The organism is Candidatus Pantoea gossypiicola (assembly GCF_008632075.1).
GTDB lineage: Bacteria > Pseudomonadota > Gammaproteobacteria > Enterobacterales > Enterobacteriaceae > Pantoea > Pantoea gossypiicola.
The window spans coordinates 137,529-149,747 of record NZ_VWVM01000003.1; the positions used below are offsets into that span (position 1 = coordinate 137,529).

Sequence of the window (12,219 nt, forward strand, 5' to 3'; positions counted from 1 at the left end):
CATCGACTCTGAAAATGGCATAAGGAACAGTGAGATGATTATTTTTGTCACCGGCGCAACCGCCGGTTTTGGGGAAAGCATCACCCGCCGCTTTATCGGGAACGGTCATAAAGTGATTGCCACCGGACGACGCGCTGAACGTCTGAAAGCGCTGAAGGATGAGCTGGGCGACAATCTTTATACCGTACAGCTGGATGTGCGTAACCGTGCCGCTATTGAAGAGGCGGTGACGCAGTTACCGGCGGAATGGCGCAATATCGACGTGCTGGTCAATAACGCCGGTCTGGCGCTGGGCATTGAGCCTGCGCACAAAGCTAACGTTGAAGACTGGGAAAATATGATCGACACCAACACCAAGGGGCTGGTCTATATGACCCGCGCCCTGCTGCCACAGATGGTGGAGCGGGATGTGGGTCATATCATCAATATCGGTTCCATTGCCGGCAGCTGGCCGTATGCCGGGGGCAACGTTTACGGAGCGACCAAAGCCTTTGTGCGTCAGTTCAGCCTGAACCTGCGTACCGATCTGCACGGCACCGCGCTGCGTGTGACCGACATTGAGCCGGGTCTGGTTGGCGGCACCGAGTTTTCTAACGTGCGCTTCAAAGGCGATGATGACAAAGCCGGTCAGGTCTATGAAGGTGCTACTGCTCTGACGCCGGAAGATGTGACAGAAGCGGTCTGGTGGGTCGCTACGCTGCCTGAGCATGTCAATATCAATAGCCTGGAGATGATGCCGGTCAGCCAGACGCTGGCGGGTCTTAAAGTGCATAAGCCGTAAGCCTCTGCCGCGCCAGCCATTATGGCTGGCGTTAACCGCGTCCCCAGCCCATGACGATGATCAGCATGCCGCTTAAGGCAATCAGTGCCCCGCTCCAGTCCCACGCACTTAACTTCACACCATCCACCACCCGTAACCAGAGCAGTGCGGTGAGCACGTAGACGCCACCGTAGGCGGCATACACCCGTCCGCTGGCAGCCGGATGCAGCGTCAGCAGCCAGACAAACAGCGCCAGACTGGCCGCGGCGGGCAGCAACAGCCACGTCGATCCCCCTTTCTTCAGCCACAACCACGGCAGAAAGCAGCCGGTGATCTCCGCCAGCGCGGTTATAAAAAACAGCAAGGCGGTCTTAATCAGCACGCTTACCTCTCCTGAACATAAACAAACGACTCACCGCTGGTGAGCAAAGAAACGGCGATGATATACTATGAGTACTCGCTGCAACAGCCGTCCCGGATGGCGATGTTTGCGTTAACTAAAGGAAATTGTGATGAAAAAAATGATCCCTGCCGTGCTGATGGTGCTGCTTTCCACAGCAGCTGTGACTGCCACTGCGAATACTAATCGTCTGATCATTGAAGATGGCAGTTCTGCGCTGAGCAATGAAGCAGCGCGTCAGGACAAAGAGCAATGGAATGACACGCGTATGCTGCGCCATAAAGTGAATACCCGCGTCGAAAAAGAGTTTGATAAAACCGATCGCGCCTTTGATACCCGCGACAAGTGCGAGCAGAGCCTCAATCTGAACGCGTACTGGGAACCTAACACCCTGCGTTGCCTGGATCGCCGTTCAGGTCGCCCGGTAGCGCCGTAAATTTGAGCTATAGTAATGACGGACGACTAACATAAGGAAGACGTGATGAAGCTACAGAGGGTTTTGTTAAGCGCGGCGTTTTTAGCTCTGCCGCTGATGGCGCAGGCATCCTGCGAATCGGTAAAAGCCGATATCAGCCAGAAGATTATTCAGAACGGTGTACCTGAATCGGGTTTTAGTCTCGATATCGTTGCCAATGATCAGGTTGATCAGGCGGGTGGTCAGGTCGTCGGACATTGTGAAAACGACACACAAAAGATTGTTTACAAGCGTACAGGCCGTGACGATGAAGCCAGCGTCCCGGCCAGTGCCGGCAGTTCTCAGGACGCGCCAGCACAGTAGTAAACGTCAAACCAGGGCGACATCCTGTCGCCCTGCCACTTAGTCCGACTGTTCCGGCCGCTGACGCGGCATCATCCATGCCACTCCCACCGCAAACAGCGCAATCACCAGTGCTACCACGAACACCCAGTGCAGTGATGCGGCTATCGCCGCCACCATATGCTGCAGGGTTTCTGGCTGCAACTGCTGGCGACTGGGTTCAGACATGATCTGCTGCACCGGATCCTGCACCTGCGGCAGTCGCCACTGCAGATTAAGATTCAGCACCGCACCCATAATCGCCGTGCCCACCGCCGAACCGATCATCCGGCTGAACATGATAGACGCGGTACAGATGCCGCGAATCTGGTAGTCCGCCTGGTTCTGCACAGAGACCAGGAAGGTAGTGCTGGTCATGCCCATGCCAGTGCCAATCAGAAACGCCGTGAAGCCCGCCTGATAGAGTGAGCTGGCGGGCTGCAGGAACAGCAACAAGGTGCTGCCGGCGACCAGCAGTAACGCGCCGAGCTGGGCGGTAAAGCGGTAGGAGGTGTGCAGCATCAGCCTGCCGCTTAGCGTGCTGGCCAGCGGCCAGCCAATCGACATCATCGCCAGCACACTGCCTGCCTGTAATGGCGAACCGCCACTGATCCCCTGTATCCAGGTGGGCAGAAACGCACTGATGCCCATCATCGCCGCCCCGATAATCAGGTTGCCTGCATTGCCCGCCACAATTAGCCGGCTGCGCCAGATGATGAGTGGAAACAGCGGTGCCGCTGAACGCTGCTCATGGCGCTTGAGCTGCCAGCCCGCGAACAGAGAGAAAAGCAGGAACGGCACCAGCCAGAGGCCCAGCTGTTCCGCCTGCAACAGTGCAATCAACAGGGCCGTCACGCAAAGCATCAGCCAGCTGCTGCCCGCCAGGTTCAGTGGCTGCGACGTCTCCTCTTTCTGATGCGCCGGTAACCAGCGCGCCAGCATCAGCATGCTGATCAGCCCTATCGGCAGATTGACCCAGAAAATTACCGACCAGCTAAAGTGCTGCACCAGCCAGGCCCCGGTCAGCGGCCCCACGATCGCCGCCACACCCCAGACACTGGAGAGCCAGCCCTGCACGCTGGCGCGTTCACGCGGCGAGTAGATGTCGGCCACGATGGTGGAGCTGAGCGGCATAATGGCCCCCGCGCCAAGGCCCTGAAAGGCCCGGAAAAGGATCAGCCAGGTCATGGTATGGGCAAAGCCACACAGCACCGATCCCACCAGGAAAATCGAGGTGCCGATAAAAAACATGGTTTTGCGCCCCACCATATCCGCCAGACGCCCATAGAGCGGCACGCTGACCGCCTGAGTCAGCAGATAGATGGAGAAGACCCAGCCAAACTGCGAAAAACCGCCAAGGTCAGCAATGATGGTCGGCATCGCGGTGGCCACAATGGTGACTTCAATGGCCGCCATAAACATCGCCAGCATACAGGCGATTAAGATCCAGTGGCGATGTCCGGTCTGAAGTTGTGCGCTGTCAGTCATAGGGTTCCTTTTTTAATCTGCAAGGCTAGCTCAAAAACAGCCCGTGCAGTTTCCCGCGCGTGCGCATCTTCTGCGCCATCTGTGACGGTGTCACTTAAAGTCGATGAATTTTTTTTATTGTCGCATTAGCCCAGCGGCTACGCGGCTTTAACACCCTTTTAACCCGTTTCTATCTGCCTGATTTTGGGCTTAAAAGCTGGCTTGTGCAAAAAAGGCCTGCTATAGCATTACTCCATCTTATTCGGTATTCACTGAAAAAGAGTGGATAAACAGTCATTTTATCTACATTTTATCGCAGTTTCGGTATTGGGCGCGGCGGCAGTTTTTGTCGCACCTGTCGGACTGTTTAGGGTTGTTATAACAATTGAGATCGTCATCAGGGAGATTCTCCTATGCAAAATGCTTCACTGGCCCGACGCGCCGGTCTGGCACTGCTTGCCGTGGTCGCCGTGATCGCAGTACTGATCTGGGGCTTAGGCTGGGATCAGCTGGTCGCACGTAAGGTCGATCTGCTCTATCTCGGGCAGCAACACCTCTTCTTAGTTTTCTGGTCAATGTTGTTCGCTCTGCTGGTCGGTATTCCCAGTGGCATCCTGCTCAGCCGCCCGTTTGCGCGTCGCTGGGCCGAGTATGTGATGCAGATTTTCAATGTCGGTAACACCCTGCCGCCGCTCGCGGTTCTGGCACTGGCGATGGTTATCATCGGGATTGGTGACCGTCCGGCGCTGATTGCGCTGTTTCTGGCGTCGCTGCTGCCCATCGTCCGCAACACCTTCTCGGGTCTGAGCGCGGTTCCTCCGTCGCTGATTGAGGCCGCCAACGGCATCGGCATGACCAAATGGCAACGTCTGCGTCAGGTTGAGTTGCCCAACGCGATGCCGGTGATCCTCTCTGGCGTGCGTATCGCCACCGCCATCAATGTCGGCACCGCGCCACTGGCCTTCCTGATTGGTGCCAGCAGCTTTGGTGAACTGATCTTCCCGGGTATCTACCTGAATGACTTCCCGACGCTGATTCTGGGTGCCGTTGCGACTGCGCTGGTAGCACTGGTTCTGGATATGATGCTGGCCGCGCTGGGCCGCTTTCTGAGTCCGCACGCTGCGGCCTGACCACAAGGAGCTTTGCAATGCTAACGAAGTGGATTAAGAAAAGCGCTGTCGCGCTGACCGCGACCCTGCTGCTTAGCCAGACGGCACAGGCGGCTGCCCCGCTGGTAATGGCAACCAAGAGTTTTACCGAGCAGCATATTCTTTCAGCCATGACGGTACTCTGGCTGCAAAAGAAAGGTTTTGAGGTCGTTCCTAAGCGCAATATCGCCACCACCATTGGCCGTAACGCGCTGCTGAATAAGCAGATTGATATGGTCTGGGAGTATACCGGTACCTCACTGATCATCTTCAACCACATCAGCCAGCCGATGTCTTCTCAGCAGGCGTATGAGACGGTGAAACAGCTGGACGGAAAACTGGGACTGGTCTGGCTGAATCCGGCACCAATGAACAACACCTACGCCTTTGCCATGACTCAGCAGCGGGCCCAAAAAGAAGGCATTAATACAATGTCACAGTTAGTCGCGAAACTGGAACAGGTTCGTCAGTCTGACCCGGACCACAACTGGCGGCTGGGGCTGGATCTGGAATTCGCAGGCCGTTCAGACGGTCTGAAACCGCTGCAGAAGACATACAACCTGGCACTGGATCGCCCGCAGATCCGTCAGATGGATCCGGGCCTGGTCTATAACGCCATTCGCGACGGATTCGTAGATGCCGGTCTGATCTACACCACCGATGGCCGGGTTAAAGGCTTTAACCTGAAAGTGCTGGAGGATGATAAACACTTCTTCCCGAGCTACAACGTGACGCCTGTCGTGCGCCAGGATGTGCTGGCGAGCCATCCCGGGCTGGAACCCGCCCTTAACCAGCTCTCTGCACAGATCACCAATGAGGCGATCACCGAGCTGAACAAGCGGGTCGATATCGATCATCAGTCACCGGAAAAAGTGGCGCGTGATTTCCTTCAATCCAAAAACATGCTGTAAGGAGGCACTGTGGATACCCTTCACTACATCATGGATAACTGGAGCACCCTGCTCACTCTTAGCTGGCAGCACAGCTGGCTTGTGCTGGTGGCGGTCGGTCTGGCCATTGTAATTGGCGTGCCGCTGGGCATTCTGATCGTGCGCGTCAGATGGCTGGCAACGCCAATTCTCGGTATCGCCACCGTAGTACTGACCATCCCGACCATTGCGCTGTTTGGTCTGATGATCCCGCTGTTTTCGCTAATCGGTCAGGGCATCGGTGCGCTGCCAGCCATCACTGCCGTGTTCCTCTACTCGCTGCTGCCGATTGTACGTAATACCCACACCGCGCTGGAGAATTTGCCGGACGGTCTGCGTGAAGCGGGTCGCGGCATTGGCATGACCTTCTGGCAGCGTCTGCGCTGGGTTGAAATCCCGATGGCGCTGCCGGTGATTTTCGGCGGCATCCGAACCGCTGTGGTGATGAACGTTGGCGTGATGGCGATTGCCGCCGTGATTGGCGCAGGCGGTCTGGGCCAGCTGCTGCTGGATGGCATCAGCGGCAGTGATATTCGTATGTTAATTGCCGGCGCATTGATGATTTGTCTGCTGGCTATTTTCCTTGACTGGCTGCTGCACCGTTTGCAGCAGGCGCTGACTCCAAAGGGGATTCGATAATGATTACGCTGGAAAACCTGACGAAAACCTTTACCCAGAAAAACGGCACCACTAACAAAGCCGTCGATAACGTCAGCCTGCATGTGCCAGCCGGTGAGATGTGCGTGCTGCTGGGTCCATCGGGCTGCGGTAAAACTACCACTCTGAAGATGATTAACCGTCTGATCCCGGCCACCAGTGGCCGGATCCTGATTAATGGCGAAGACACCAGTACGCAGGACACCACCACCCTGCGCCGCAACATTGGCTATGTGATCCAGCAGATTGGTCTGTTTCCCAACATGACCATCGAGGAGAACATTACCGTCGTGCCGCGCATGCTGGGCTGGAATAAGAAGCAGTGTCATGAGCGCGCTACAGAGTTAATGAGCATGGTGGCGCTGGACCCTAAAAAGTTTCTGCACCGCTATCCGCGTGAGATGTCCGGCGGTCAGCAGCAGCGTATCGGCGTCATTCGTGCGCTGGCGGCGGATCCACCGGTATTGCTGATGGATGAGCCGTTTGGTGCTGTCGACCCGATTAACCGTGAAGTGATCCAGAACGAGTTTCTCGACATGCAGCGTCAGCTTAAAAAAACCGTGATGCTGGTGAGCCACGACATTGATGAGGCGCTGAAGCTGGGCGATCGCATCGCGGTATTTGGTCAGGGCAGGATCGTGCAGTGCGCCAGTCCGGATGAATTGCTCGCGACGCCTGCGAATGAGTTCGTCGGCTCGTTTGTGGGTCAGGACCGTACGCTTAAGCGCCTGCTACTGGTGCAGGCGGGCGACGTAACCGATCAGCAGCCGACCATTACTGTGCGCCGCTCGACGCCGCTGGAAGAAGCCTTTGGCACCATGGATGAGAACGACATGCGGTCGATTACCGTGGTTGATGAGGATGGCAAACCGCTGGGCTTCGTGAAGCGTCGTGAGGCGCGTAACGTGAGTGGCCGCTGTGAAGAGAAGCTGCATACCTTTAAGGTCACCGGTAAAGCCGAAGAGAACCTGCGCGTAGTGCTGTCAAAACTTTATGAGCACAATACGGTCTGGATGCCGATTGTTGATGAAGAGGGGCGCTACAGCGGCGAGATTTCGCAGGATTATATTGCGGATTACCTCAGCTCGGGTCGAACCCGTCGTCGTCTGAGTCCGTAATTTCGTCACATGATAGGGTCTCATAGACCCTTTAAAATAGCTGGCATACTTAGACTCTGATCAATCTGGCAGCAATAAATAAGCCTGACGCGATGGGAACTGGGTCAGAGGAGGAAAGCGTCCCGCGCTTGGGACAAAAACGCCGGGAGCGTTTTTGTCCATGGCCCGCTATGCTTTGCTACTGGCGTATGCTCCCATCGCTTTAATTTCTATGTTGTCTGTAAGAAATACATCGATTCTTCTGTATTTCTAAACTTCCTGATTATCTGCTTTTAACTTTCAGTCAGCGTTTCCGCCTCAACCTCTTCCACCGCAGGTGCCTCGTCTGGCAGGACCAGATTGAGCACAATCGCCAGAATGCCGCCGGTCGTCACCGCGTGACCAAATAAATTGTTAATCAGCGGTGGGAACTGCTTCAGCACCTCCGGCACCGCTTCCACCCCCAGTCCAATCCCGAATGAGATCGCGACAATCAGCATCTCACGGCGGCCCAGCGGCGTCTGCGTCATCACCCTGATACCGGCAGCGACTACACTGCCAAACATCACCACTGTCGCTCCGCCCAGCACGGGCGGCGGGATCTGCTGCAACAGCGACCCAACATAGGGAAAGAGCCCCAGCAGCGCCAGCATAATCCCCAACAGCATACCGACATAACGACTGGCGACGCCGGTCATCTGGATCACCCCATTGTTCTGCGCAAACGTGGTGTTAGGAAAGGCAGAAAAGAGTGCGGCCAGCACGCAGCTCAGGCCGTCGGCAACAATGCCGCCCTGCAACCGTTGCTGAAAAGGCTTACCTGTGATTGGCTGCCGGGAAATCAGGCAGTTAGCGGTAAGATCCCCGACCGCCTCAATCACCGCAATCACAGACACCAGAGCAATAGGCAGAAAAATGGTCCAGTCAAAGGCAAAACCAAACCGGAAGAAAGCTGGCAGCACCAGCCAGCTGCTCTCCGGCGCGGCTCTGAGTTGCAGATGACCGGTTAAGGCTGCTGCAATACATCCCACCGCAATGCCGGCCACTACCGCCACCAGTCGTGCCCAGCGGTTACGCGAGCGGTTCAGCGCCACGATCACCAGCAGCGTCAACGCACCCAGCGCCAGATTCCCGGGCGAGCCAAAATCTGTAGCGTTGTGACCACCCGCCCAGTCAGTGATGCTGACTTTAATCAGGCTGATGCCTATCAGGGTTATTACCGTACCGGTTACCACGGGTGTCAGCACTTTGCGCAGCGTGCCGACGTAGCGACTGATCAGAATCGGAATCAGCGCTGCCACCAGATTGCAGCCAAACAACATCGCCATAATCTCTTCCGGCGAACCGCCGCGTCCTTTTACCATCAGGCCACCCGAGAGAATCACGCCCAGAAATGCGAAGCTTGTTCCCTGCAGGCAGATCATGCCCGCCCCAACGCCATAAAAACGTCTGGCCTGCATAAACGTGCCTAAGCCGGAGACGAACAGCGACATGCTAATCAGATAAGGGATATAGGCCTGCAATCCCAGAACCGAGCCAATAATCAGGGGGGGTGTGATGATGCCCACTACACTGGCCAGCAGATGTTGCAGCGCGGCTAAGAACGCCGGGACGGGACCTATGCGGGCTTCAAGCCCATATAACAAACCTTTCTCGTGCGAGTGCGACATGGTGGTGCTCCGGCTCTGTGTGATAAGCGGAGTTAATGCATTTTCTGCGCCATGACATCAGAATTTCACGATATCCGATCCAGGTCTTTCAAATTTAAACAGAAATAGTTACAGACAGGTCGCGGTGAGCCTGTAACTTTAGGCTCACTGCTGACTCAGATGACTTGTTTTGTTTCATAATCAGGCGATCTTTGCACTCACAGCGTGCAGAGCATCCTGTTCCAGCAGAGAAATATCCATCCAGGGGGTGAGATCGCGCTGTTCAGCGCGCGGCAGATAAGGCAGTTCTCCCAGCAGTGGCGCGTCAATTTTCTCGCGCAGAATTTCAATAATATCGCTGTACTGTGCCAGCCCTGGATTAATGCGATTCGCAACCCAGCCGACCAGCGGCAGTCCATCCCGCGTTATCGCCTCTGCTGTTAACAGAGCATGACTGATACAACCCGACTGGATGCCGACCACCAGCACCACCGGAAGCTGCTGCTCAACGACCCAGCAGGAGAGCGGACATCCATCGTTCATCAGGCTGCGCCAGCCGCCTGTGCCCTCGACAACCACACGATCGGCCTGCTGCGTCAGGCTGGCTAAGCCCCGGGTCAGCATTCCATAATCGATAATCTGCCCCGGATGGGTGCAGATCTCCTCTTCCTGGAAAGCCAGCGGATTAATCGCCTGGTATGCCAGGTCGATTGACGACGCGCTTTGCAGAACCTGTGCATCTTTGTTACGCAGGCCATCAGCGGTTTTGACCGCACAGCGCGCGACGGGCTTGAAGCCCACAGCACTCTGTCCGGACTGGATAAAACTTTGTAACAGCGCGCAGGACACTACCGTTTTGCCTACTGCGGTGTCGGTGCCGGTAACAAATAGTCTGTTCACTCAACTTCTCCTCTCGAACCGTTGCGGTTAATCGGTGATTAACCCTGCTGCGAAACAGCATTTTAAGGAATGGAGGATGAGAACGGATTGCGTTAGCGCAAGTTCAGGCCTGCTTAACCTTGCAACAGTTTCACTAACAGGTGCCCGTTGTAGAGCGCATCTTTAATTAACGCGGCTCCGCCCAGCGTTCCAGGCTCGCTGAATTCAGTGGGTGCCAGCTGAATGCCTGCACTGTAGGCAGGCAGTGACTGCTGCAGAATAGTGTTGCTCACCGCGGGAAACAGCACATCAGCGGCGGCATTGAGAGGAGAACCGATAAGAATATGTTGTGGATTGAAGATGTTGACCATCATTGCCAGGATCCGTCCAACGTGATGCCCGACGCTGGCAATGGTGTCACGCGCCAGACGGTCGCCCGACTGCGCGGCCGCACACAGGGACTGAAGCGTCAGCGGCTGGTTATTGAGCAGGCTGTCAGGCTGGGCAGGCAGACGCTGCGCTGCCAGCGCCAGCAAACTGCCAGTGCTGGCCACCGTCTCCAGACAGCCATGATTCCCGCAGTAGCACTGCTGGCCATAAGGGTCGATCTGAGTATGCCCAATCTCAACCAGCGCCCGGCCACTTTTATGCAACAGTTGACCGCCGCTGATAACGCCCGCCCCCACGGTTTCATCAATCACAATCTGAATCACATCCTGCGCCCCCCGGGACGCACCAAACAGCGACTCCGCCAGCGTCCAGGCTGAAATGTCGTGCTGCACAAATACCGGCAAGCCGGTTCGCGCTGCCAGCGCATCGCCCAGCGGCATATCCCGTACCTGATAACCCGGCAGCCGATGCACCACACCTGACGCAGCGTTGATCAGCCCCGGCAGCGTAATGGCGATGGCCGTAAGACGTTCCAGCTTCTTCTGATGACGAATAAAGAAAGCATCGACCTGTTCAATCAGCGAAGTCAGTAAGGGCTGGGCAGTTTCATCCGGCAGCGGGAGACTCTCTTCTGCCAGCTCACGGCTACTGAGATCGCGCAGCGTAAAGGTCATGGCACCGCGATGCAGACGAATCGCCAGATAATGCCAGGCATCGGTATCCAGTATCAAACCAATTGCCGGACGTCCACGGCTGCCGGGATCCTGAAACTCGGTCTCCTGCACCAGATGCGCATCCAGCATCTCACGCACAATTTTGGTTATGCTGGCCGGCGCAAGCTGGGCACGGCGGGAAAGTTCGATACGCGAAATGGGACCGTAACGGTCAATTAATCGATATACGACACCTGCATTGGTCTGTTTGATCTGGTCAATGTGGCCAGGCTGACTGTCCGGATTCACAACCCTGCTCCCGGTTATTTTCGCGCTTCTAAATAAACATGCGCCATGGTGAGGCAGATCAGGTGACAGCGTCAAATATTTGATTAGAAATGTGATTTATCGCACAGATTGATGCTGTGTTGCGCTCGCTTCAGACACGGTTTTCCCGCAGCAACGTCATCATATTCTCCATCTGCGCATTTATTTCGCGTCCCGCTGACCAGACCAGCCAGAGTTCTGAAATCGCATCCTCTTCCGTTAACGGCAGCCAGACAAGATCGGCCAGCCGCGCCCGGCGAAAAGAGGCGGGCAGAATGGAAACGCCTAAACCGGTTGCCACCAGCCCCAGGATGGTCATCGCCTCGCCGACTTCCTGGGTGATGTACGGCTTGATGTGATAGCGGTGCAGCAGCGCCAGAATGTCGCTATAGAGCGCGGTTCCGCCCTGAGGATCGAAAAAGACAAAGGGTTCAGCCGCCAGCGCCGTCACAGAGATCTTTTCAGCCTCAGCCAGCGGATGTGCCTTGTGCACCACAGCATAGAGCGGCTCGCTCAGCAGCAGCTGATGACGCAGGTCGGCGGGCAGCGGCGTGTTGCGCATCACGCCGAGATCGAGCCGTCCGTCATGTAACGGGACCAGCTGCTGGCGGGTATTAATCTCCTGCATCTGAATATGCACCTGTGGCCAGCGCTGACGGAACCGGAAGAGTGCATCAGAAACCACAGCGGTGAAGGGTGCCGACGAGGTAAAGCCGATACGTAGCTCTCCCTCTTCACCACGGTGCAGCCGGGCAGCACGATCGGCGGCCTGCTCAACCTGCAACAGTATGGTGCGGGCATCACTCAGCAGTTGCTCTCCGGCAGCGGTAAGCTCCACGCTGCGGTTAGTGCGATTGAAAAGTCTTGCGCCGGTCTCCGCTTCCAGCTGAATAATCTGCTGACTCAGCGGCGGCTGGGAAATATTCAAACGCTGGGCTGCCCGCCCGAAATGGAGCTCTTCCGCCACCGCAATGAAGTAGCGCAGATGACGCAGTTCAATATTCATATTTTAAACGTCTTATTTGAGATTATTAATATATTAGACAGCATAATGCCGCTTTCCTAAG

Annotated in this window: 13 protein-coding genes; 7 read left to right on the forward strand and 6 right to left on the reverse strand. The window is 56.1% G+C overall.

Features of this window, described 5'->3' with window-relative positions:
• Positions 1 to 34: 34 nt before the first annotated feature.
• Positions 35 to 781, forward strand: coding sequence for a bifunctional NADP-dependent 3-hydroxy acid dehydrogenase/3-hydroxypropionate dehydrogenase YdfG (gene ydfG, locus F3I20_RS05180; protein WP_150037128.1), 747 nt, complete (start codon positions 35 to 37; stop codon positions 779 to 781).
• Positions 782 to 812: 31 nt separating this feature from the next.
• On the opposite strand, the gene F3I20_RS05185 is transcribed toward ydfG, so the two are convergent.
• Positions 813 to 1,139, reverse strand: coding sequence for a YnfA family protein (locus tag F3I20_RS05185; RefSeq protein WP_150037157.1), 327 nt, complete (start codon positions 1,137 to 1,139; stop codon positions 813 to 815).
• A gap of 133 nt (positions 1,140 to 1,272) precedes the next feature.
• On the opposite strand from F3I20_RS05185, the gene F3I20_RS05190 reads away from it, so the two are divergent.
• Together F3I20_RS05190 and F3I20_RS05195 are read left to right on the forward strand one after the other, a co-directional pair.
• Positions 1,273 to 1,596, forward strand: coding sequence for a DUF1283 family protein (locus tag F3I20_RS05190; protein WP_150010136.1), 324 nt, complete (start codon positions 1,273 to 1,275; stop codon positions 1,594 to 1,596).
• Between the two features lie 45 nt (positions 1,597 to 1,641).
• Positions 1,642 to 1,938 carry a DUF1161 domain-containing protein gene (locus tag F3I20_RS05195; protein WP_150010139.1) on the forward strand — a complete coding sequence of 99 codons (297 nt, stop codon included), beginning with the start codon at positions 1,642 to 1,644 and terminating at the stop codon, positions 1,936 to 1,938.
• A gap of 39 nt (positions 1,939 to 1,977) precedes the next feature.
• Here the strand turns inward: F3I20_RS05195 and F3I20_RS05200 are convergent, their stop codons facing one another.
• Positions 1,978 to 3,444, reverse strand: coding sequence for an MDR family MFS transporter (locus F3I20_RS05200; RefSeq protein WP_150037127.1), 1,467 nt, complete (start codon positions 3,442 to 3,444; stop codon positions 1,978 to 1,980).
• Positions 3,445 to 3,836: 392 nt separating this feature from the next.
• Here F3I20_RS05200 and F3I20_RS05205 point away from each other — a divergent pair, with 392 nt between their 5' ends.
• Genes F3I20_RS05205 through osmV form a run of 4 tightly spaced genes read left to right on the forward strand, consistent with a single transcriptional unit; the run spans position 3,837 to position 7,275 of the window.
• Entirely contained in the window at positions 3,837 to 4,553 is a 717-nt protein-coding gene (locus F3I20_RS05205) for an ABC transporter permease (RefSeq protein WP_013357908.1), read from the forward strand.
• 17 nt (positions 4,554 to 4,570) lie between these two features.
• Complete coding sequence (locus F3I20_RS05210) at positions 4,571 to 5,482, forward strand: glycine betaine ABC transporter substrate-binding protein (RefSeq protein ID WP_150037126.1); 912 nt, start codon at positions 4,571 to 4,573, stop codon at positions 5,480 to 5,482.
• 9 nt (positions 5,483 to 5,491) lie between these two features.
• Positions 5,492 to 6,139, forward strand: a complete 648-nt coding sequence (osmW, locus tag F3I20_RS05215) for an osmoprotectant ABC transporter permease OsmW (protein WP_010244802.1) — start codon at positions 5,492 to 5,494, stop codon at positions 6,137 to 6,139.
• Positions 6,139 to 7,275: an osmoprotectant ABC transporter ATP-binding protein OsmV gene (gene osmV, locus F3I20_RS05220; RefSeq protein ID WP_150010147.1), complete on the forward strand. Its 1,137-nt coding sequence runs from the start codon at positions 6,139 to 6,141 to the stop codon at positions 7,273 to 7,275. The genes osmW and osmV overlap by 1 nt, the downstream gene beginning before the upstream one ends.
• A gap of 272 nt (positions 7,276 to 7,547) precedes the next feature.
• On the opposite strand, the gene F3I20_RS05225 is transcribed toward osmV, so the two are convergent.
• The 4 genes from F3I20_RS05225 to F3I20_RS05240 form a co-directional block, all read right to left on the reverse strand.
• Positions 7,548 to 8,924 (reverse strand): nucleobase:cation symporter-2 family protein, encoded by a 1,377-nt coding sequence (locus tag F3I20_RS05225; RefSeq protein WP_150037125.1) that lies wholly within the window; start codon positions 8,922 to 8,924, stop codon positions 7,548 to 7,550.
• A 180-nt stretch (positions 8,925 to 9,104) separates the two neighbouring features.
• A complete protein-coding gene (gene bioD / locus F3I20_RS05230; protein ID WP_150010151.1) occupies positions 9,105 to 9,803 on the reverse strand; it encodes a dethiobiotin synthase in 699 nt (232 codons plus the stop codon).
• Between the two features lie 113 nt (positions 9,804 to 9,916).
• Positions 9,917 to 11,134: a sugar metabolism global transcriptional regulator Mlc gene (mlc, locus tag F3I20_RS05235; protein WP_150010153.1), complete on the reverse strand. Its 1,218-nt coding sequence runs from the start codon at positions 11,132 to 11,134 to the stop codon at positions 9,917 to 9,919.
• A 130-nt stretch (positions 11,135 to 11,264) separates the two neighbouring features.
• Entirely contained in the window at positions 11,265 to 12,158 is an 894-nt protein-coding gene (locus F3I20_RS05240) for a LysR family transcriptional regulator (RefSeq protein ID WP_150010155.1), read from the reverse strand.
• Positions 12,159 to 12,219: the final 61 nt, after the last annotated feature.